Raw genomic sequence first — 19,462 nt, forward strand, 5'->3', positions numbered from 1 at the left:
GTGATCGAGGCAAGACCTAGGCAAATGTTCCTACGCTTCCCTGCCAATCGGTGCTTTTGCCAATTGACAATCTGTCACAAAATGACCCGGGGCTGCCAGTGGCGGTGGCGGGCATTTCGTGGGATTGATGCACTGAATTTGGGGCCGCGCGGGCCAGGGGGGAAAAGACCATGAAAACCGCCATCACAGTACTCATTGTTCTGCAAGTCGCCAATTTGGCGGCCACGCTTGGGGCCGATTACTTTGGTCGTCGCCGCGCCACGGCTATTCGCTGCCTGATCTATACCACGCACGCCATGGGCCAGCCGAAGGCTTGCACGGAGGCATTTCCACGGCCCGAGCTGCCATAGGACGCGCGTGCCTAGTCTACACCACGCGGCACACATGCTGCTCGTGGCAGATCATCCGTGGGATAGACATCCGTCGCGTCCAAATCTGGATGGGTCACAAGTCGATCCAGACCACCCTGAACTACGCCCACCTTGCGCCGAACCATCTGCTCGACAACCTCACGGCGCTCGAAGGTGGCGCGGCTCCGAGGCTCGTGGTAGTGAACGGCAAATCCTAGGCCGACCGGGTGGGAAACCATGTGGGAGACTGGTGGGATTTCCCCACAATGTGGGAGGTGGGCGTGGCGGAACTGGTATACGCAGCAGACTTAAAATCTGCCGGTGTTTCAAGCACTTACGGGTTCAAATCCCGTCGCCCACACCAAGCCCTCGCAAGGGACTTAAAATCCCTCGATCTCTGATCGTACGGGTTCGAGTCCCGTCGTCCGCACCAGCAACATCGGCGCCATTGCGGCCTAAAGCGTGTCGCGTTCGATCGGCCTCATGCGACGCGCTTTAGGTTCTTGTTTTTCATGCATGTCGTTATCGCAAAACCGCTGCACACTTTTGCGCGACATGCATTAAGCAAGAGCGTGAACTCGCCGCATACAGGCTGCCACATGCCATTTCTCGACCAGGAGCCGGCGAGCCGATGCGGGATCTGCGATATGCGTATCCGGTGTCCGCATGTTCGTTTGCCAGCTTCCAAAGCGCACTCAGGCAAGGGCGGCGGTATCGGTCACACGCATCATCGCCAGCAATTTCGATATGATTTTGTCACATCGGCTGCTGTATGGTGGAAAAGGAGTCCGCCCATGCGAACCACCCAGCCGATAAGTATCACCCTCCCGCGCGACATGGCCGAGGCCGTCGCGCGCAAGGTCGAATCCGGCGCGTACGCCTCCGTCAGCGAAGTGCTGCGCGAGGGCGTGCGCGCGCTGCTCGACCGCGACGCCGCGGTTGAACGCTGGCTGCGCGAGGAAGTCGCCCAGAGCTACGACGAGTACAAGGCGAATCCGTCCAGCGCCGTCCCTGCCGAGCAGGTCATGCTGCGTATCCGCGACCGCGCCGCCGCGCGACGCGATGATGCCACTAAGGAATGACGCGCACGGTTGTATTTTCCGCGCAAGCGGAGCGCCAGTTGGATGCGCTGTATCGCTACATAGAGGAATATTCCTCCACAGCCCGTGCGGAATCGTTCGTTTGCGGCATCGTCGCCTATTGCACGCGTTCGAGCCGTTTCCCGAACGCGGAACGCGCCGCGACGATATTCGTCCCGGCCTCCGCGTTCTAGGCTACCGCCGCCGCGTCAGCATTGCCTTCACGGCCGAAGCCGACACCATTGCCATCCTCGGCGTCTATTACGGCGGGCAGGACTATGAAGCGGACCTCAAGGACAAAGGCTAACGGGCGTAACGATCGGGCGATAAGACCTCTGCCCCCGTGGAGCCTCGCCGATCGCGCCGGCAAAAGAAGTCTTGTTCAGCCCCAGGCGTCCAGCCGCAACCAGCGTCGCCTTGTCCCAGCCCCGCAAGGCGGCCTGGTGGAAGGGGTACCCGGTGGGAGCCCAATTAGCGATCGAAGGCCGGCGCATCGAACTGCAACTGGCCGCCGCGGGGTAGATCGTGAACTCTCCGAACACCGGCTCACCGCCGTCTTCGTAGAAGTCGACCGGCATCATGTTGAATTCGCCGCCCAGTATTTCGGCACCATGCGCGATGAGCTTCCGGCCGCGCGATTCCTCGCAGGGTACAGCTTCCGGCACGGATCACACCCCGATCGGGTTCAGCTTCAAATGCTGGATCAGGATAATCGTCTTGGCGTCGATGATCCGACCATCGTGGATGCCGGCCAGTGCCTCGTCGAGCGGCATTTCCAAAACTTCGATGTCTTCGCCTTCGTCATGCGCGCCGCCACCGTCGGAAATGCGGTCGGCGGGCGAATAGCGGGCGACGAAGAACCAGAGCCGCTCGGTCACGCTGCCGGGGCTCATATAGGGCGAAAACAGCCGCTGCACGTCCTTCAGCCGGTAGCCGAGTTCCTCCTCGGCCTCCTTGCGGATGCAGGTTTCGGGATCGTCTTCGTCGAGCAGGCCGGCGCACGCCTCGATCAGCGGCTCCTTGTGGCCGGTGACGTAGGCCGGGTAGCGGAACTGCCGCACCAGAAGCACCGTCGAGCGGTCGGGATCGAAAGGCAGGATCACCGCGCCGTCACCGCGATCGTAGGTCTGGCGGGTGTGCGTTTCCCATTTGCCGTCGCGCCGGCGGTAGTCGAAGACGGTTTTTTTCAAAACCGCCCATTCGTCGGAAAGGACTTCCTCCGAGCGGATGCGAATGCGATCTTCCATGGTGGACTCCCTGCTGCCGCGGCAAGGCGTAGCCGCGAACGGCGGTTCGTGCAATCGGGCCACCAATTGGTCCAGTGCGCCGGTTCACCGTCTCGTGTCTGGCGCTGGCACAATCGGCTGCATAAATAGCGGCAACCCTTTCCGGAGTTTTTTATGACCTCATCGCTTTTCCAGCCGATCACCCTCGACGGCCTGACCTTCCCCAACCGCATCGCGGTCGCACCGATGTGCCAGTATTCGGCCGAGGACGGCTCGGCCAGCGATTGGCACCTCTATCACTGGATGAACCTGGCGATGTCCGGCGCCGGCATGGTCACCGTCGAGATGACCGACGTCGAACGGCGCGGCCGCATCTCGCATGGCTGCCTCGGCCTCTATTCCGAGGACAACGAGGCGGCCGCGCGACGCACGCTGGATGCAGCCAAGCGTGTCGCCGCACCGGGCACGAAATTCGGCACGCAGCTTGCCCATGCCGGCCGCAAGGCCTCGAACCGCAAACCCTGGGAGGGCGGCGGCCCGCTGCATGCCGATCAGGACCCGTGGCCGATCGTGTCGGCCTCGGCCATCGCCTACGGCACCGGCTGGCAGGTGCCGCGGGCGCTGGAGGACGACGAGATCCTGCAAATCATCGAACGCTTCGCAGAAGCGGCACGGCGGGCCGAGCGCGCCGGCTTCGACTTCATCGAGCTGCATGCCGCGCATGGCTATCTGATCTTCCAGTTCCTGTCGCCGCTCTCCAACCGGCGCACCGACCGCTGGGGCGGCTCGCTGGAAAACCGCATGCGTTTCGCCGTCGAGATCGCCAAGGCGGTGAAGAAGGCGGTGCCCAGGCTGATGCTGGGCGCGCGTCTGTCGATCAAGGAATGGGTCGATGGCGGCTTCGAGGTCGAGGATGCGATCGAAGTGGCAAAAGCGCTGAAGGAAGCCGGCGTCGCCTATCTCTGCTGCTCGAGCGGCGGCAATTCACCGTTGCAGAAGCTGCCCTCCGGGCCCGGCTACCAGGTGCATCTGGCCGAAGCGGTGCGCAAGGCCGTCGGCATCCCGACGCGGGCCGTCGGTCTGATCGACGATCCGAAACAGGCCGAGGCGATCGTCGCCGACGGCCGCGCCGACATGGTGGCGCTGGCGCGCGCCTTTCTTGCCGATCCGCGCTGGGGCTGGCGCGCCGCGGCCACCTTCGGCGAAAAAATCCACCCGGCGCCGCAGCTTGCCCGCTCGGTGACGACGATGCAGCACTGGATGAAGGCGGCGAACTGACGGCGGGTTCGTCTCGCTGGACGGGGCATCACAGCTTCGCTTTGATCCTCTGCCGGTGTAGAGTGGCCGGGGCCGCGGCTGGGCGCGGCGGTGGGGGAGCAGAGACATGCCGTTCAGGGGGAATTCCATTGCGGTCGCTGCCGCGGTTGTGGCCGGGCTGTCGTTCGCCGCACCGACGCCGGCCGGGGCGCAATATTGCGAAGGCACGGTGCACGGCCTTTCCAGGCACTACAATCTGGCGACGGGAAGCGGCTTTCTCGCCGTTCGAGCCCGACCGAACTCGTCGTCGCGCATGATCGGGCAATTGTTCAACGGCGACCAAACCGAGATCTTCGACCGCCGCGGAAGCTGGTACAAGGTCGATTTCGGCGGCCGCACCGGCTGGGCGAATGCACGCTGGCTGCGCAACGACTGCGGCTATTGAGCTATTTCGCCTGAGCTAAAATAGCAGTTGCAACCAAATCGGCCGCTCCGCGTTGGCGGCGATGATGGACAGCAAGCCATTTGAAAAACCGGTCGTGGTCGAACTCGGCCATGTCGGCAAATATCGGCAGATCCGCAGCGCCCAGGAGGCGGCGGAGTGCCTGATGACGGTCTGGCCACTCAATCGCGGGCCGCGTCATCGTGATGCCCTCGACACTTGCCTAAAAGTGCTGGAAGGTTATCGTTCGACGGCGGATGCGCGCCGGGCACTGATCGAAGCCGCCAGGGAATCGGACGTGCTGGTCACAGACGACAGGCTGCCAGACGACAGACTGGCCGACGATAGGCTGCATTGAGGCAACGGGCTTTCAACCGGAGGGTTTCATGGCGAAACTGACCTACAAGATCGTCGAGCATGACGGAGGCTGGGCCTACAAGGTCGGCTCGACATTCTCCGAAACGTTCCCCACTCATCAGGACGCGTTGCGCGCCGCCGAGATCGCTTCCGCCGAACAGCAGGTCGCCGGCAACACCGACGGCATCCAGTACGAGGACGCCGACGGCAAATGGCACGACGAGCTCGCCGATGGCCGCGACCGGCCGCAGACCGAGGTTTCGGATTAGGGTGTGTCGATATCCCAGTGATGCCGGCGTGCTTTACAGGTCGGTTTGGTAGCGCTACCGTCTCACATCGCGTGTGACCAGGGAGGAGCCTGGGCACGGTCGCGGGCCAGGCAAGAAAGCGGTTTCCTTCGAAGTCGTTGCGGGAATCAATCGGGAGGAGATCGATGGCGTCTGTCGCGATCGGCGATGTTTACAAATCATTTGGGACCGTCGAGGTCCTGCACGGGGTCAGCGTCGATATAGACGACGGCGAGTTCGTCACGCTGGTCGGGCCTTCGGGTTGCGGAAAGTCGACCCTGCTCAGGATGATCGCCGGCCTGGAAAAGATCTCGCGCGGCCAGATCGCGATCGGCAAACGTGTCGTCAACAACGTTGCGCCAAAGGAGCGCGACGTCGCCATGGTCTTCCAGAACTATGCGCTCTACCCGCATATGACGGTCGCCGAGAACATGGCGTTCTCGCTGATGCTCAAGGGCGTTCCCAAGACGGAGAGCGATGCCGGCGTGCGGCGCGCGGCCGAAATCCTGGGACTGGTGCCGCTGCTCGACCGCTATCCGCGCCAGCTTTCCGGCGGGCAGCGCCAGCGCGTTGCCATGGGCCGGGCGATCGTGCGCGATCCGCAGGTTTTCCTGTTCGACGAGCCGCTATCCAATCTCGATGCCAAGCTCCGGGTGCAGATGCGCGCCGAGATCAAGGAACTGCACCAGCGCCTGAAGACGACGACGGTCTACGTCACCCACGACCAGATCGAGGCGATGACCATGGCCGACAAGATCGTCGTCATGCATGACGGCATCGTCGAGCAGATCGGGCCGCCGCTCGAGCTGTACGACCGGCCGAACAATATTTTTGTCGCTAGCTTCATCGGCTCGCCCGCCATGAACATGCTCAGGGGCGAGATCGTAAGCGACGGCTCGCCGTCATTTCGCGGCGCCGGAGGGATTTCGGTCCCGTTGGCGTCTGCACTTTCCATCGGCAATGGTGAGCCGGTCGTGCTGGGGATACGGCCCGAGCATTTACGGCTGTCCGACCATCAGGGCATCCCGGTCACCGTCGTGGTGGTCGAGCCGACAGGGTCCGAAGTGCAGCTCATCGGCCGCACCGCCGGCGGCGAGGAGATCGTCGCAAACTTCCGGGAACGCCATTCCTTCACGCCGGGCGAAACCATCCGGCTTACGGCCGAGCCTGGCCTCATCCATCTCTTTCACGGCAAAACCGGACAGCGGTTCGAAACACCCATCGGGCAGTAGGACGGCAAGGACAATAAGCAGGAGGAAGCGAGCATGAAATTCACCAGACGTGACGTGATCCGCACCACCGCCGGCGTTGCGGCGGGAGCCTTGGGAAGCCGGCTCATCGGCTCTCCCGCCTTTGCCCAGGAGGGGTTGAAATACAAGCCCGAGGACGGCGCCAAGCTCAGGCTGTTGCGCTGGTCGCCTTTCGTGCAGGGCGACGAGGATCAATGGCTGGCCAACACCAAGCGCTTTACCGAAGCGACCGGTGTCGAGGTCCGCGTCGACAAGGAAAGCTGGGAGGACATCCGCCCCAAGGCGGCGGTCGCCGCCAATGTCGGCTCCGGCCCGGACCTGATGTTCGTCTGGTTCGACGACCCGCACCAATATCCCGACAAGCTGCACGACGTGACGGAACTGGGCGAATATCTCGGCTCGAAATATGGCGGCTGGCACGATGGACCGCACCAATATGCGACACGGCAAGGCAAATTCCTCGGCCTGCCGCTGGCGACCATCGGCAATGCCATCGTCTATCGCGAAAGCTGGGTGAAGGAGGCCGGCTTCTCCGAATTTCCGAAGGACACGGCGGGCCTGCTCGAGCTTTGCAAGGCATTGCAGGCAAAGGGGCACCCGGCCGGCTTCACGCATGGCCACGGCGTCGGCGACGGCAACAACTACGCTCACTGGCTGCTATGGAGCCATGGCGGTCAGATGGTCGACGAGAGCGGCAAGGTGACGATCAACAGCCCCGAGACGCTCAAGGCGATCGAATACGCGCAGCAACTCTACAAGACGTTCATTCCCGGCACCGAAAGCTGGCTCGACGTCAACAACAACCGCGCCTTCCTGGCCGGGCAATTGAGCGTCATCGCCAACGGCATTTCCGCCTACAACACCGCCAAGATCAACAAGGACAAGGATCCGAAGCTCACTGAGATAGCCAAGGACATCCGCACCACCAACCTGCCGATCGGCCCGGTCGGAAAATCCGTCGAGCTGTTCCAGGTGACCACGGCCGTGATCTTCGACTACACGCCCTACCCCAACGCCGCCAAGGCCTACCTGCAGTTCATGTTCGAGGATCCGCAAATGTCGCAGTGGATCACGTCGTCGGCAGGCTATTGCTGCCAGACGCTCAAAGCCTTCGACAACAACCCGGTGTGGACGGCCGATCCGAACAACGCCGCCTACGCCAAGGCCTCGGCGACGCTGCGGCCCAACGGCTATGCCGGCCCGCTTGGCTATGCCTCGGCGGCGACCATGGCCGACTATGTGCTGGTCGACATGTTCGCCAAGGCGGTGACAGGCCAGGCGACGCCGCAAGAAGCGATGGAAGAAGCCGAGAAGCGCGCAAACCGCTACTATCGCGTTTGAGCCGGGTTCACCCGGGCAGCCATGCTGCCCGGCTTCGAATCGCGCATGGCCGCCCGGCCGTTCAATGAGACCTTAGAGGAGCCGACCATGGCCGTGACCTCCGCTGCCGCTCAGCCACGCCGGTCGGCGCTGTCGCGCATTCTGACGTTCGTGTCCGAAAGTCATAACGCGCTTGGCTTCGGCTTCATGCTGCCCGCGGCGGCACTGCTGCTGGTCTTCCTGACCTATCCGCTCGGGCTCGGCGTCTGGCTCGGCTTCACCGATGCCCGCATCGGCCGCCCCGGCATCTTCATCGGCTTCGAGAACTATGAATATCTGTGGGATGACGCCGTCTTCTGGCTCTCCGTCTTCAACACCTTGCTCTACACGATCAGCGCCTCGGTCCTGAAGTTTGTGCTCGGCCTGTGGCTGGCGCTTATCCTCAACCAGAACCTGCCGTTCAAGTCGTTCTTCCGCGCGATCGTCCTGCTGCCCTGGGTGGTGCCGACGGTGCTGTCGGCGATCGCCTTCTGGTGGATCTACGATTCGCAATTCTCGATCCTGTCCTGGGCGCTTATGGAAATGGGCCTGATCGACCATCGCATCAACTTCCTCGGCGATCCCGAGAATGCGCGGGCTTCGGTCATCGCCGCCAATGTCTGGCGCGGCATTCCTTTCGTGGCGATCACGCTGCTTGCCGGCCTGCAGACGATTCCGCAGTCGCTCTACGAGGCCGCCACGCTCGACGGCGCCAGCCGCTGGCAATTGTTCCGCTATGTGACGCTGCCGCTGCTGACGCCGATCATCGCCATCACCATGACATTTTCGGTGCTGTTCACCTTCACCGACTTCCAGCTGATCTATGTGCTGACGCGCGGCGGGCCGGTGAACGCCACGCACCTGATGGCGACGCTGTCGTTCCAGCGCGGCATTTCCGGAGGCCAGCTTGGCGAAGGCGCCGCGATCGCGGTCGCCATGATCCCGTTCCTGCTGGCGGCGATCCTGTTCAGCTACTTTGGCCTGCAGCGCCGCAAATGGCAGCAGGGCGGCGGAGATTGACATGACCGCGATCGAAACGAGCAAACGCCCCGAACTCGACGAAGGCGGCATGGGCTACCTGCAGAGTTTGCCGCGCCGCGTGGTGACGGTCTACCTGCCGTTGCTGATCTTCGTCATCGTGCTGTTGTTTCCGTTCTACTGGATGACGATCACGGCGGTTAAGCCCAACCTCGAGATGACCGACTACGCCAATTTCAATCCGTTCTGGGTGGTGCATCCGACGCTCGAGCATATCCGTTACCTGCTCTTCGAGACGTCTTATCCGGGCTGGCTGCTCAACACGATCATCATCTCGACCGCCGCCACGTTCCTGTCGCTGCTGGCTGCGGTGTTCGCTGCCTACGCGATCGAACGCTTGAGGTTCTCCGGGGCGCGGCAGGTCGGCCTCGCGGTGTTCCTCGCCTATCTCGTGCCGCCCTCGATCCTGTTCATTCCGCTATCTGTGATGGTGTTCAACCTTGGACTTTACGACACGCCGTTCGCGCTCATCCTCACCTATCCGACCTTCCTGATCCCGTTCTGCACATGGCTGCTGATGGGTTATTTCCGCTCGATCCCGTTCGAGCTGGAAGAATGCGCGCTGATCGACGGGGCGAGCCGTTGGCAGATCCTCACCAAGATCGTGCTGCCGCTATCGGTGCCGGGCCTGATTTCCGCCGGCATCTTCGCATTCACGCTGTCATGGAACGAGTTCATCTACGCCTTGACCTTCATCCAGTCGTCCGAAAACAAGACTGTGCCGGTCGGCGTGCTCACCGAGCTGGTGCGCTCGGACGTCTATGAATGGGGGGCGCTGATGGCGGGAGCGCTGATCGGCTCGCTGCCGGTCGTGGTGCTCTATTCGTTCTTTGTCGAGCACTATGTTTCCTCGATGACCGGAGCCGTGAAGGAATAGCCAGCATCGTGATTGGGTTCGGAGGTATTCCCGGCGGCCGGGAATGCCTGGGGTAGGCACCCTGCCGGCCGAGACCGCGTTCCGGAAGGGTGTCAGCTGCCGGTGTCGGACTTCGGCGCAAATGCGCGGTCGGCAATGCGTTCTATGAAAGCGACGACCCGTTCCGGCTCGACGAATTGCGGCATGTGACCAAGCCCCTCGACAGGCTCGAAATCGAGCCCCCTGATCTTTTCCATCACCGGCCAGCCTTGAATATCGATGCCCAGCACGAGATCGGAAGCACCAAACAGAATGCCGGCCGGCATGGTGATCTCGCGATAGCGTTGCTCGATGCGGCCAAGGTCGTGCTCGATGGCCATGACATCGGTCGACGTTGCATAGAAATGGCTTGGCCTCAGCCCGCACCAGCCGCCGCCCTCGACCATATAGTCGGCCGGCGCCGTCTGCGGCGCGAAGATGAAGGCAAGCGTCGCTTCCGCATATTTGAGAGCCGCCGGGATCGCCACCGTATGAGCCATGATCCGGCGCCGCAGCGGCGACTTAATGTACAGCGGACCGAACTTCTCGCGCGCGTCCGGCTCCAGATGGGTCAGCGGTGCCAGCAAGGCGATGCCGGAAATCGCCTCTGGATGCTCGATAGCCAGCGTCAGCGCGATGGCGCCACCCAGCGAATGACCGACGACCAAAGGCTTTTCCAGCCCAAGCGCGTCGATAAAGTGCCGCACGATCTCGGCCTGCTCGGGCAGCCGTCCGCTGGCGCCCCTGGCCCGCATCGAATAGCCGGAGCCCGGACGATCGAGCGCGATCAGCCGATAGTTCGGGCCGAATCGTCCGAACAGCGTGTGGCCGAATTGATGAAGCTGCGCGCCGAGGCCGTGCAGGAAGACGATCGGCCGCCCCTCGCCCGTCTCGACATAGTGGATGCGGTTGCCGTCGATCTCGATGAATTTGCCACTGGCCGGCACCAGCCTTTCGGCCTTCGCCGCGATCCGCAGCGTCGCCAGCATCGGATAGGCTGCCATGACGAGCGCCAGCAGAAACAGCGCGTCGGGTAGCCATAGCAGAATCGATGCCGGCATGTCTTGCTCAGGGCTCCAAACCGGCACGCAGCATCACCCGCCGACGGGTGCACTGCAAGGGAGGTGGCACAGGTAGATCCGTCATTTGGCGGCATTGCCGCCGGCCGTTTGCCGCGCTATCTCAGGCGACCCGTTTGCCGGAGCCAATCATGACCGAAATCGTCACCGCCGCCATGCTCGTCATCGGCGACGAGATTCTGTCCGGCCGCACCAAGGACAAGAACATCGGCCACCTCGCCGACATCATGACGGCGATCGGCATCGACCTGAAGGAAGTGCGCATCGTTGCGGACGAGGAAGACGAGATCGTCGCTGCGGTGAATGCGCTGCGCCCCCGCTATACTTATGTCTTCACCACCGGCGGCATCGGCCCGACGCATGACGACATCACCGCCGATTCGGTTGCCAAGGCCTTTGGCGTGCCATGCGAATACGACGCCAGGGCCTACGCCCTGCTGGAGGCAAGCTACGCGGCCCGCGGCATCGAATACACCGAAGCGCGCAAGCGCATGGCGCGGATGCCGCACGGGGCAGACCATATCGACAACCCAGTGTCGGTTGCGCCGGGCTTTCGCATTGGCAACGTCCATGTCATGGCCGGCGTGCCGGCGATTTTCCAGGCGATGCTCGACAATGTCGTGCCGACATTGCGAGCCGGCACCAAAATGCTGTCAGCAACCGTGGAATGCCCGTTCGGCGAAGGCCTGATCGGCGGGCCGCTGGGTGACATCCAGAAGGCGCATCCGGACACGATCATCGGCTCCTACCCGAAATATGGCGACGGCAAGTTCTGGACGGAACTGGTGGTGCGCGCCCGCAGCCAGCAGGCGCTGGACTCCGCACGCGCCGACGTAGAGGCTATGGTGGCGGGCTTGATCAAGGCAAGCCGAGTGGGCTGATCGGCCGGCCTGACGGAACCAGCATCGCGCAGTGACGTTTGTCACGGATGGGATCGCCGTAAGAAGTGAGGGACTGCCATGCGCTTCAAGACCATCGTCGCCATACTACAGAACGAACAGGACGCCGAGCGCGTCCTCGACTGCGCGATCCCGCTGGCCGGCCGGTTCCAGAGCCATCTGATCGGCATCCATGCCGAGGCGCTGCCCGTGCCCTACACCTCTGCCACCGGCTTTCCGGACACCGAGTTCCTGCAGGTTTCCGCCGATATGAACCGGGAGCGCGCCGAGAAGTTGCAGGCCGCCTTTCACAAGCGCATCGAGGATTCCGGCCTGTCGTTCGAGTGGCGCAGTCTCGAGAGTTTTTCCGGCGACAGTGCGCTGACCGGCATCTCGACCGTTCGCACCGCGGACCTGATCATCGCCGCCCAGCGCGAATCGGGCAGCGACCCGAGCGCCGACGTCGACACCCTGGTCTACGATGCCGGCCGGCCGGTGCTGGTGGTGCCGCATTCGGGTCCGCTCGTCACCAGCTTCAAGCACGTATTGCTCGCCTGGAACGGCAGCAAGGAGGCCGCGCGCGCGGCCTTCGATGCCTTGCCGTTCATCATCGAGGCCGAAAAGACCGACATCGTCGTCATCGACCCGCCGGATACGCTCGACGAGGCGCCGGAAACAGCCGGCGCCGAGATCGCCGCCTCGCTGTCCAGGCATGGCGCGACCGTCAGCGTCTCGGTGCTGAGGTCCGGCGGCGCCTCGGTCGACGACATCATCCAGACCAGGGTCGCCGAGTCGGGTGCGGACCTGCTCGTGCTCGGCGCCTACAGCCATTCCTGGCTGCGCCAGCTGCTGTTCGGCGGGGTGACGCGAACGGTGCTGCGCACCGCACCCGTGGCGGCTTTCCTGTCGCGGTAGGTTCACAGGGATAGCTGGCAGGACAATCGCTTTGCCGCGCCCTTGCCAAAGCCAAGCCTTTCCAGTTAATTCCGCGCGCATTCCATAGTGTCTGCGCGCGATGCGCGCTTTGCGGAGTGCGCGAGAGATGTCCCTGCCCGAAAAAGCCTTCCCGGTCTCCTGGGACCAGTTCCACCGCGATGCGCGCGCGCTCGCCTGGCGGCTTGCCGGCGCCAACAAGGGGCAATGGAAGGCGATCGTCTGCATCACGCGCGGCGGCCTGGTTCCGGCGGCTATCATTTCGCGCGAGCTTGGCATCCGCATCATCGAGACGGTCTGCGTCGCCTCCTACCACGATTATACCAGCCAGGGGCAGTTGCAGGTGCTGAAGGAGGTCACGCCGGCGCTGCTCGCCGATGACGGGGCCGGCGTGCTGATCATCGACGACCTCACCGACACCGGCAAGACGGCGGGCATAGTGCGCGCGATGATGCCCAAGGCGCATTTCGCCACCGTCTATGCCAAGCCGAAAGGCAGGCCGATGGTCGACACTTTCGTTACCGAGGTCAGCCAGGACACCTGGATCTATTTCCCCTGGGACATGGGCTTCACCTACCAAAAGCCGATCGCCGACGATCACGCCGGCTGATTCGCGGCAACGCCGCTTGATGCACCGAGTCCGCCCAGGGGACCTCCGCACACCGATAAAGGCGTGGCGCGACGCTGCTGCAGTCGCGCCATTAGGCTGAGATCGGCGCAGATTGACGGAATCTGGCCGATCCGTGAAACATTTTTTACTTTCATTGCTTATAATTAGCCGTAAGATTCGTGAGACGGCAAATGATTCTGGAAGCTGGGGCAAGCTTCTCCGATGTTGACGAGGCCAACGACGCACAACCATAAGGCCGAAAGGGTCCGGCGACTCTTCGGCGCGGTGCCCTCCCGCCTGCAGGTTGCAGCGTTGCCTTGGCGCGATAGCGGCGACGGCGTGGAAATCATGCTGATCACCAGCCGCGATACCGGCCGCTGGGTGCTTCCCAAGGGCTGGCCGGAAGCGAAGGAGCCGCTTTGCGAAGCGGCGGCACGCGAAGCCGGCGAGGAGGCCGGGCTGCGCGGCACGATCTCACATCACGAGGCCGGCCGTTATTTCTACGCCAAGCTGCTGGCTACCGGCGAGGAAGTGCCGTGCGAGGTGCTGGTCTTCCCGCTGCAGGTCGACAAGGTCGCCGACCGGTGGAAGGAAAAGCGGGCACGCACCCGCAAATGGGTCAGCGCCGCCGAGGCTGTGCGCATGGTCAACGAACCCGACCTCAGCCAGATCATCGCCCATTTCTGCGCGGATCCGCATCAGTTCTCCTGAGTCTCAGTCGCGCATAGCCTATCGCTCAGGTGCTGTGAACGTCGTTGCCGAAGCGCCTCCACCCAAAGCCGACCCTTCCTTGCGCTCCGCTTCTATCCCCGTTATCCACATGTGTGACACACAAGATGTGGGGGTCATAAAAGCCTACGCAAACGAATCCTTGACGTCGCAAAACGAGTCGCCTTTTATAGGCCATGCGCTCTTGTTGACAGTGCGACCGGAAAAGTTTCGAGGCCGGTCTTTTTCCCGGAATATGTGCGTTTTGATCCGCGTTCCCGCCTGTTTACGAGGCCGGCGAATGCGTGGGATTTTGAAGCCTTGGGGGGCGAGAGGGGAGGATTGTCGGACTTGAATAAATTGTCTGTTAATACTATATTTAGTGTTTGCAGGTAGGTTCGACGCTAGATAATGTGAAGTTCCCTCGACCGAGGGCGTTACAAAAAGTTTTCAGCTTTGAGGGACCCACAGGGTCCGTGAGCGCGTTGGACAGCGGCCTCGCAAGAGGTTCGACCGGCAGGGCGGCGGAGACTGTGATGATGAGAGCCGGCGGGTTTCGAACGCCGGCAGACGGCGGACATGCGCGTTTCGTCAAGAGGGCAGAAATCCTCTGGGAAAAGCGCTATATGTAGACAAAAGGGACCGGACCAATGCGCATCGAGCGTCGTTTCACCAAGCCAGGGCAATCAGCTTACGCGGAGATCGAATTCCGCAAGGCGCTTTCCGAGATCAAGAATCCGGATGGCTCGGTGGTGTTCCGCTTGGACAACATCGACGTGCCGGCGCAGTTCTCCCAGGTTGCCGCCGATATCCTGGCGCAGAAATATTTCCGCAAGGCGGGTGTTCCCGCACGGCTGAAGAAGGTCGAAGAGACGCAAGTCCCCTCCTTCCTGTGGCGCTCCGTCGCCGACGAGGCTGAACTGGCCAAGCTGCCGGAAGCCGAGCGCTACGGTTCCGAGATCGACGCCCGCCAGGTCTTCGACCGGCTTGCCGGTACCTGGACCTATTGGGGCTGGAAGGGCGGCTACTTCAAGTCGGAGGAAGACGCGAGCGCCTTCCGCGACGAGCTCGCCTATATGCTGGCCACCCAGCGCGTCGCGCCGAACTCGCCGCAATGGTTCAACACCGGCCTGCACTGGGCCTATGGCATCGACGGTCCGAGCCAGGGCCATTTCTATGTCGACCCGTTCACCGGCAAGCTGACCAAGTCGAAGTCTTCCTACGAGCATCCGCAGCCGCATGCCTGCTTCATCCAGGGCGTGCAGGACGACCTCGTCAACGAGGGCGGCATCATGGACCTGTGGGTGCGTGAGGCGCGGCTGTTCAAATACGGCTCCGGCACCGGCTCCAACTTCTCGTTCCTGCGCGGCGAAGGCGAAAAGCTGTCGGGCGGCGGTCGTTCGTCGGGGCTGATGAGCTTCCTCAAGATCGGCGACCGCGCCGCGGGCGCCATCAAGTCGGGGGGCACGACACGCCGCGCCGCGAAAATGGTCATCGTCGACGCCGATCATCCCGATATCGAGGAATTCATCGACTGGAAGGTCAATGAGGAGCAGAAGGTCGCCTCGCTGGTCACCGGCTCGAAGATCGTCAAGAAGCGTCTCGAAGCGATCATGAAGGCCTGCATCAACTGCGAAGGCAATGGCGACGATTGCTTCGACCCGGCGGTCAACACCGCACTGAAGCGCGAGATCAAGGCGGCCAAGAAGGACGCGGTGCCGGAGAACTACATCTACCGCGTCATCCAGTTTGCAAAGCAGGGCTACACCTCGATGTCGTTCAAGACCTACGACACCGACTGGGATTCGGACGCCTATCTCACGGTTTCCGGCCAGAATTCCAACAATTCGGTGTCGCTGAAGGACGATTTCCTGCGCGCCGTCGAGCAGGACGGCGACTGGCATCTCACCGCCCGCAAGGACGGCAAGGTGCTGAAGACGCTGAAGGCGCGCGATCTCTGGGAAAAGATCGGCTATGCCGCCTGGGCATCGGCCGATCCGGGCCTGCATTTCAACACGACGATGAACGACTGGCACACCTGCGCCTCGGCCGGTGCGATCCGGGCGTCCAACCCGTGCTCGGAATACATGTTCCTCGACGACACCGCCTGCAACCTGGCCTCGATCAACCTTCTGCCCTATCGCAACGCCGACGGCACCATCGACATCGCTGCCTACGAGCACACAGTGCGGCTGTGGACCATGGTGCTGGAAATCTCCGTCATGATGGCGCAGTTCCCGTCGAAGGAGATCGCCAAGCTTTCCTACGAGTACCGCACGCTCGGCCTCGGCTACGCCAATATCGGCGGCCTGCTGATGACCTCGGGCATTCCCTATGATTCCGACGAGGGCCGCGCCATCTGTGCCGCCCTCACCGCGATCATGACCGGCACGGCCTATGCAACTTCGGCCGAAATGGCCGCCGAGCTCGGCGCGTTCCCCGACTACGACCGCAACGCGCAGAACATGCTGCGCGTCATGCGCAACCACCGCCGCGCGGCCTATGGCGAAAGGGACGGCTACGAGAAGCTAGCCGTCAACCCGGTGCCGCTGGTCGCCTCGGATCTCAGGCAGCAGGAGCTTGCCGACCATGCCAAGGCCGCCTGGGACCGCGCCATCGAGCTCGGCGAGGAGCATGGCTACCGCAACGCACAGGCAACGGTGATCGCACCGACCGGCACGATCGGCCTGGTGATGGATTGCGACACCACCGGCATCGAGCCCGACTTCGCGCTGGTAAAATTCAAGAAGCTGGCCGGCGGCGGCTATTTCAAGATCATCAACCGCGCCGTTCCGGAAGCGCTGCGCACGCTCGGCTATTCCGAGAGCCAGATCGCCGAGATCGAGGCCTATGCCGTCGGCCACGGCAATCTCAACCAGGCGCCGGGCATCAATCCCGGCTCGCTCAAGGCAAAAGGCTTTACCGACGAAAAGATCGCAGCGCTCAATGCGGCGCTGAAGTCGGCCTTCGACATCAAGTTCGTCTTCAACCAGTGGACGCTGGGCGCCGACTGGGTGAAGGAGACGTTCGGCTTCACCGACGAGCAGCTCAATGATTTCTCGTTCGAGATGCTGCCGGCGCTGGGCTTTTCGAAGAAGGACATCGAGGCCGCCAACATCCATGTCTGCGGGGCGATGACGCTGGAAGGCGCGCCGTTCCTGAAGGCCGAACACCTGCCGGTGTTCGACTGCGCCAGCCCGTGCGGCAAGATCGGCAAGCGTTCGCTGTCGATCAACAGCCACATCATGATGATGGCGGCGGCGCAGCCCTTCATCTCCGGCGCCATCTCCAAGACCATCAACATGCCGAACGACGCGACGGTGGAAGACGCCAAGGGCGCCTACATGCTGTCGTGGAAGCTGGCGCTGAAGGCCAACGCGCTCTATCGCGACGGCTCGAAGCTGTCGCAGCCGCTCAACGCCTCGTTGCTTGCCGACGTCGAAGACGACGAGGACGAAGCCATCGAGCAGCTGATCGCGGCGCCGGCCGCACAGCGCGCCGTGCAGGTGACCGAGAAGATCGTCGAGCGCGTCGTCGAGCGTCTCTACCGCGACCGCGAGAAACTGCCGAACCGCCGCAAGGGCTATACCCAGAAGGCGGTCGTCGGCGGCCACAAGGTCTATCTGCGCACTGGCGAGTTTGATGACGGCCGTATCGGCGAGATCTTCATCGACATGCACAAGGAAGGTGCGGCCTTCCGGGCGATGATGAACAACTTCGCTATCGCCATCTCGCTCGGCCTGCAATATGGCGTGCCGCTCGACGAATATGTCGAGGCCTTCACCTTCACCAAGTTCGAGCCGGCCGGCATGGTGCAGGGCAACGACGCCATCAAGAACGCCACGTCGATCCTCGACTACGTGTTCCGCGAACTGGCTGTCTCCTATCTCGGCCGCCACGATCTCGCCCATGTCGACCAGTCGGATTTCGACAAGACGGCACTCGGACGCGGCATCAATGAAGGCAAGGCGACGCCCTTCTCCAAGGGCCTGACCCGCGGCGCCTCGCCGGTCAAGCTGGTGTCGGGCATGGGCGCCGAGCCGAAAGGCTTTGCGGGTTCCGGTTCCGGAACTCCAGCCCGTACCGCCCCGACCGCTTTCTCCGGCTCCAACGTGCTGACGCTAAAACCGGCAAGCGACGAAGCCGTCGCCTACAAGCGCGACTACGAGGAGCGCGCCAGGGAACTGGTCGAGGACATCGTCTACGCGGAAGCCTCCGACCCGACGGAGCTGTTCACCGACGAGGCCGCGAAAGAAGCAGCCGAAGCCAAAGCGCTCGCCGCCAACCGGCGCCAGCAATCGCTGATGCAGGGCTACACCGGCAACGAATGCTCGGAATGCCATAACTTCACGATGGTGCGGAACGGGACTTGCGAGAAGTGCGATACTTGCGGGGCCACGAGCGGGTGTAGCTGAGGATCGATGCCGCGTGAGAACCAGCACTATGTTCCACAATTCCTTCTGCGCAATTTTTGCGCAGAAGGACAATGTCATGTCTTTGACAAATCGACCTGCAAAGAATTTCGAACTAACCCACGCAATATTATGGGCGAAGCGGATTATAATGTCGTCCGCTTAAAAGGTAATTTTTACCTGGATTTCGAAAGCAAGTTCACCCACGTAGAGAACCTAGCAAAACCTGTTCTTGAAAGCATAATAGCTAACGAGACCGTATCTGCCTTAAGCCCCATGGATTTGGCAACGCTCTGTTGTTTTGTGGTTGTGCAGCACCTTCGCTCGAAGTCGTCGCGTCAAAGCTACTCTGGCATATTTCAAGATGTCAAACTTCGGTTCCCCGATCTGAAAACGAACGACATTCCCGAGCATTTTTCGGACGAAGAATATGAAAAATTTTGTCTCCTTAAAATGAACCTCGATAAATTGGATGAGATTGCAGGACACTTGACAACCAAGAAATTGATCTTGCTAAAAAAGTGTTGCGCCGGAGAATTATACATCTCAGACAATCCGCTCGTAATGCACAATTACAACGACTTTGGACCGTACGGAAATATTGGACTAGGTGTACCAGGGATCGAAATTTATTTACCCGATATCTTCGGATCTCGTCCTAGGTTTTTTGTGTCCTACGATCATCGACGGCTTTCATAAAGAACGTGCCAAGGCAGAGCAAAAAATAAGTGAAATCCAACTGAAGGTTTTCGTGGATGGCGCTCTTCCGCTTCAAAGCGGTGTGTCAGTGATTTTAGATGCGAAGGAAAGACTAGAACAGGCAAAAATGAAAATCGCAATGCTTGTCGATTCTCAATACGCGCCGATATCCAAGGACATCCTTATTTTTCTGAATGCTCTTCAAATACAATGGGCTAACAGATTTATCGCAGCACGGAGGAAGGATTTTTCCTTTGCGCATAAAGTAATGAAGGAAAAACCTCACTGGCGTGAGCACCCACGAATTGAAGTAGCTTAAAATTAAGCCCCACCAGCGGCAAAATCATCCGTGCCGGCGACTAGCCGCGAGGGACGTGTTCGCCTCTCCCTTCTCCCCTTGTGGGAGAAGGTGGCCGAGCGAAGCTCGGTCGGATGAGGGGTGCTCCAGCTTGGCACCGGCGGCGCTCCGTCCAACACCCCTCAACCGTCTCGGCGCTGCGCGCCAATCCACCTTCTCCCACAGGGGGAGAAGGGAAGAGCGCGCGATTACCGCCAAGGCTGCAAACTGTCATCGCGGACGTAAGCGATGATGGTGTCGCAGAC

The 19,462-nt window shown here is 61.9% G+C and carries 22 protein-coding genes and 1 tRNA gene; 20 read left to right on the forward strand and 3 right to left on the reverse strand.

Annotated elements, in window-relative coordinates; genetic code table 11:
- The first annotated feature begins 170 nt into the window (after positions 1 to 170).
- From NKJ23_RS26410 to NKJ23_RS26430, 5 genes are all read left to right on the forward strand, one after another.
- Positions 171 to 350, forward strand: coding sequence for a hypothetical protein (locus NKJ23_RS26410; RefSeq protein ID WP_352683395.1), 180 nt, complete (start codon positions 171 to 173; stop codon positions 348 to 350).
- Positions 314 to 568, forward strand: a complete 255-nt coding sequence (locus tag NKJ23_RS26415; protein ID WP_352614072.1) for a tyrosine-type recombinase/integrase — start codon at positions 314 to 316, stop codon at positions 566 to 568. The genes NKJ23_RS26410 and NKJ23_RS26415 overlap by 37 nt, the downstream gene beginning before the upstream one ends.
- Before the next feature lie 57 nt (positions 569 to 625).
- Positions 626 to 714, forward strand: a tRNA-Leu gene (locus tag NKJ23_RS26420).
- A 430-nt stretch (positions 715 to 1,144) separates the two neighbouring features.
- A complete protein-coding gene (locus tag NKJ23_RS26425; RefSeq protein WP_352683397.1) occupies positions 1,145 to 1,432 on the forward strand; it encodes a ribbon-helix-helix domain-containing protein in 288 nt (95 codons plus the stop codon).
- 100 nt (positions 1,433 to 1,532) lie between these two features.
- Complete coding sequence (locus NKJ23_RS26430) at positions 1,533 to 1,736, forward strand: type II toxin-antitoxin system RelE/ParE family toxin (RefSeq protein WP_352683399.1); 204 nt, start codon at positions 1,533 to 1,535, stop codon at positions 1,734 to 1,736.
- Here NKJ23_RS26430 and NKJ23_RS26435 read toward each other — a convergent pair.
- Entirely contained in the window at positions 1,720 to 2,094 is a 375-nt protein-coding gene (locus NKJ23_RS26435) for a hypothetical protein (protein WP_352683401.1), read from the reverse strand. The two genes, NKJ23_RS26430 and NKJ23_RS26435, sit on opposite strands and share 17 nt — an antisense overlap.
- A gap of 3 nt (positions 2,095 to 2,097) precedes the next feature.
- Positions 2,098 to 2,676, reverse strand: coding sequence for an NUDIX domain-containing protein (locus NKJ23_RS26440; protein ID WP_352683403.1), 579 nt, complete (start codon positions 2,674 to 2,676; stop codon positions 2,098 to 2,100).
- Between the two features lie 153 nt (positions 2,677 to 2,829).
- Between NKJ23_RS26440 and NKJ23_RS26445 the strand changes: the two genes are divergently transcribed.
- The 8 genes from NKJ23_RS26445 to NKJ23_RS26480 all read left to right on the forward strand — a co-directional run bounded on the left by NKJ23_RS26445 (position 2,830) and on the right by NKJ23_RS26480 (position 9,522).
- Positions 2,830 to 3,933 carry an NADH:flavin oxidoreductase/NADH oxidase gene (locus NKJ23_RS26445; RefSeq protein WP_352683405.1) on the forward strand — a complete coding sequence of 368 codons (1,104 nt, stop codon included), beginning with the start codon at positions 2,830 to 2,832 and terminating at the stop codon, positions 3,931 to 3,933.
- Between the two features lie 106 nt (positions 3,934 to 4,039).
- Positions 4,040 to 4,357, forward strand: coding sequence for an SH3 domain-containing protein (locus NKJ23_RS26450; RefSeq protein ID WP_352683407.1), 318 nt, complete (start codon positions 4,040 to 4,042; stop codon positions 4,355 to 4,357).
- Between the two features lie 61 nt (positions 4,358 to 4,418).
- Complete coding sequence (locus NKJ23_RS26455; protein WP_031211240.1) at positions 4,419 to 4,712, forward strand: DUF982 domain-containing protein; 294 nt, start codon at positions 4,419 to 4,421, stop codon at positions 4,710 to 4,712.
- A 28-nt stretch (positions 4,713 to 4,740) separates the two neighbouring features.
- A complete protein-coding gene (locus NKJ23_RS26460) occupies positions 4,741 to 4,980 on the forward strand; it encodes a DUF2188 domain-containing protein (protein WP_023674770.1) in 240 nt (79 codons plus the stop codon).
- 164 nt (positions 4,981 to 5,144) lie between these two features.
- Complete coding sequence (locus NKJ23_RS26465) at positions 5,145 to 6,230, forward strand: ABC transporter ATP-binding protein (RefSeq protein ID WP_352683409.1); 1,086 nt, start codon at positions 5,145 to 5,147, stop codon at positions 6,228 to 6,230.
- A gap of 33 nt (positions 6,231 to 6,263) precedes the next feature.
- Positions 6,264 to 7,589: an ABC transporter substrate-binding protein gene (locus NKJ23_RS26470; protein WP_352593803.1), complete on the forward strand. Its 1,326-nt coding sequence runs from the start codon at positions 6,264 to 6,266 to the stop codon at positions 7,587 to 7,589.
- A 186-nt stretch (positions 7,590 to 7,775) separates the two neighbouring features.
- Positions 7,776 to 8,627: a carbohydrate ABC transporter permease gene (locus tag NKJ23_RS26475; protein ID WP_502897019.1), complete on the forward strand. Its 852-nt coding sequence runs from the start codon at positions 7,776 to 7,778 to the stop codon at positions 8,625 to 8,627.
- Between the two features lies 1 nt (position 8,628).
- The gene (locus tag NKJ23_RS26480; protein WP_023674766.1) at positions 8,629 to 9,522 is read left to right on the forward strand and encodes a carbohydrate ABC transporter permease; all 894 of its coding nucleotides are present in this window, start codon (positions 8,629 to 8,631) and stop codon (positions 9,520 to 9,522) included.
- A gap of 92 nt (positions 9,523 to 9,614) precedes the next feature.
- Here the strand turns inward: NKJ23_RS26480 and NKJ23_RS26485 are convergent, their stop codons facing one another.
- Positions 9,615 to 10,601, reverse strand: coding sequence for an alpha/beta fold hydrolase (locus tag NKJ23_RS26485; RefSeq protein ID WP_352683412.1), 987 nt, complete (start codon positions 10,599 to 10,601; stop codon positions 9,615 to 9,617).
- 149 nt (positions 10,602 to 10,750) lie between these two features.
- Between NKJ23_RS26485 and NKJ23_RS26490 the strand changes: the two genes are divergently transcribed.
- From NKJ23_RS26490 to NKJ23_RS26520, 7 genes are all read left to right on the forward strand, one after another.
- Positions 10,751 to 11,500, forward strand: a complete 750-nt coding sequence (locus NKJ23_RS26490) for a competence/damage-inducible protein A (RefSeq protein WP_352683414.1) — start codon at positions 10,751 to 10,753, stop codon at positions 11,498 to 11,500.
- A 78-nt stretch (positions 11,501 to 11,578) separates the two neighbouring features.
- On the forward strand, positions 11,579 to 12,412 hold the full coding sequence (locus tag NKJ23_RS26495; RefSeq protein ID WP_352570873.1) for a universal stress protein: 834 nt from the start codon (positions 11,579 to 11,581) through the stop codon (positions 12,410 to 12,412).
- Between the two features lie 127 nt (positions 12,413 to 12,539).
- The gene (gene gpt / locus NKJ23_RS26500) at positions 12,540 to 13,040 is read left to right on the forward strand and encodes a xanthine phosphoribosyltransferase (protein WP_023674762.1); all 501 of its coding nucleotides are present in this window, start codon (positions 12,540 to 12,542) and stop codon (positions 13,038 to 13,040) included.
- A gap of 222 nt (positions 13,041 to 13,262) precedes the next feature.
- Positions 13,263 to 13,751 (forward strand): NUDIX hydrolase, encoded by a 489-nt coding sequence (locus tag NKJ23_RS26505; RefSeq protein ID WP_352683416.1) that lies wholly within the window; start codon positions 13,263 to 13,265, stop codon positions 13,749 to 13,751.
- Positions 13,752 to 14,398: 647 nt separating this feature from the next.
- Positions 14,399 to 18,163 carry a vitamin B12-dependent ribonucleotide reductase gene (locus tag NKJ23_RS26510; RefSeq protein WP_352683418.1) on the forward strand — a complete coding sequence of 1,255 codons (3,765 nt, stop codon included), beginning with the start codon at positions 14,399 to 14,401 and terminating at the stop codon, positions 18,161 to 18,163.
- Positions 18,164 to 18,169: 6 nt separating this feature from the next.
- Positions 18,170 to 18,859: a DUF4238 domain-containing protein gene (locus NKJ23_RS26515; RefSeq protein WP_352683420.1), complete on the forward strand. Its 690-nt coding sequence runs from the start codon at positions 18,170 to 18,172 to the stop codon at positions 18,857 to 18,859.
- A gap of 52 nt (positions 18,860 to 18,911) precedes the next feature.
- On the forward strand, positions 18,912 to 19,178 hold the full coding sequence (locus NKJ23_RS26520; RefSeq protein ID WP_352683422.1) for a hypothetical protein: 267 nt from the start codon (positions 18,912 to 18,914) through the stop codon (positions 19,176 to 19,178).
- Positions 19,179 to 19,462: the final 284 nt, after the last annotated feature.

It is taken from the genome of Mesorhizobium sp. M0184, assembly GCF_040322215.1.
In the GTDB taxonomy this organism is placed as follows: domain Bacteria; phylum Pseudomonadota; class Alphaproteobacteria; order Rhizobiales; family Rhizobiaceae; genus Mesorhizobium.

Bases quoted from the DNA above. Each gene is read 5' to 3' on its own strand.
- NKJ23_RS26410 (WP_352683395.1), top strand. From the start codon at position 171: ATGAAAACCGCCATCACAGTACTCATTGTTCTGCAAGTCGCCAATTTG.
- NKJ23_RS26425 (WP_352683397.1), top strand. From the start codon at position 1,145: ATGCGAACCACCCAGCCGATAAGTATCACCCTCCCGCGCGACATGGCC.
- NKJ23_RS26440 (WP_352683403.1), bottom strand. From the start codon at position 2,676: ATGGAAGATCGCATTCGCATCCGCTCGGAGGAAGTCCTTTCCGACGAA.
- NKJ23_RS26445 (WP_352683405.1), top strand. From the start codon at position 2,830: ATGACCTCATCGCTTTTCCAGCCGATCACCCTCGACGGCCTGACCTTC.
- NKJ23_RS26450 (WP_352683407.1), top strand. From the start codon at position 4,040: ATGCCGTTCAGGGGGAATTCCATTGCGGTCGCTGCCGCGGTTGTGGCC.
- NKJ23_RS26455 (WP_031211240.1), top strand. From the start codon at position 4,419: ATGATGGACAGCAAGCCATTTGAAAAACCGGTCGTGGTCGAACTCGGC.
- NKJ23_RS26460 (WP_023674770.1), top strand. From the start codon at position 4,741: ATGGCGAAACTGACCTACAAGATCGTCGAGCATGACGGAGGCTGGGCC.
- NKJ23_RS26465 (WP_352683409.1), top strand. From the start codon at position 5,145: ATGGCGTCTGTCGCGATCGGCGATGTTTACAAATCATTTGGGACCGTC.
- NKJ23_RS26470 (WP_352593803.1), top strand. From the start codon at position 6,264: ATGAAATTCACCAGACGTGACGTGATCCGCACCACCGCCGGCGTTGCG.
- NKJ23_RS26475 (WP_502897019.1), top strand. From the start codon at position 7,776: ATGCTGCCCGCGGCGGCACTGCTGCTGGTCTTCCTGACCTATCCGCTC.
- NKJ23_RS26480 (WP_023674766.1), top strand. From the start codon at position 8,629: ATGACCGCGATCGAAACGAGCAAACGCCCCGAACTCGACGAAGGCGGC.
- NKJ23_RS26485 (WP_352683412.1), bottom strand. From the start codon at position 10,601: ATGCCGGCATCGATTCTGCTATGGCTACCCGACGCGCTGTTTCTGCTG.
- NKJ23_RS26490 (WP_352683414.1), top strand. From the start codon at position 10,751: ATGACCGAAATCGTCACCGCCGCCATGCTCGTCATCGGCGACGAGATT.
- NKJ23_RS26495 (WP_352570873.1), top strand. From the start codon at position 11,579: ATGCGCTTCAAGACCATCGTCGCCATACTACAGAACGAACAGGACGCC.
- gpt (WP_023674762.1), top strand. From the start codon at position 12,540: ATGTCCCTGCCCGAAAAAGCCTTCCCGGTCTCCTGGGACCAGTTCCAC.
- NKJ23_RS26505 (WP_352683416.1), top strand. From the start codon at position 13,263: ATGTTGACGAGGCCAACGACGCACAACCATAAGGCCGAAAGGGTCCGG.
- NKJ23_RS26510 (WP_352683418.1), top strand. From the start codon at position 14,399: ATGCGCATCGAGCGTCGTTTCACCAAGCCAGGGCAATCAGCTTACGCG.
- NKJ23_RS26515 (WP_352683420.1), top strand. From the start codon at position 18,170: ATGCCGCGTGAGAACCAGCACTATGTTCCACAATTCCTTCTGCGCAAT.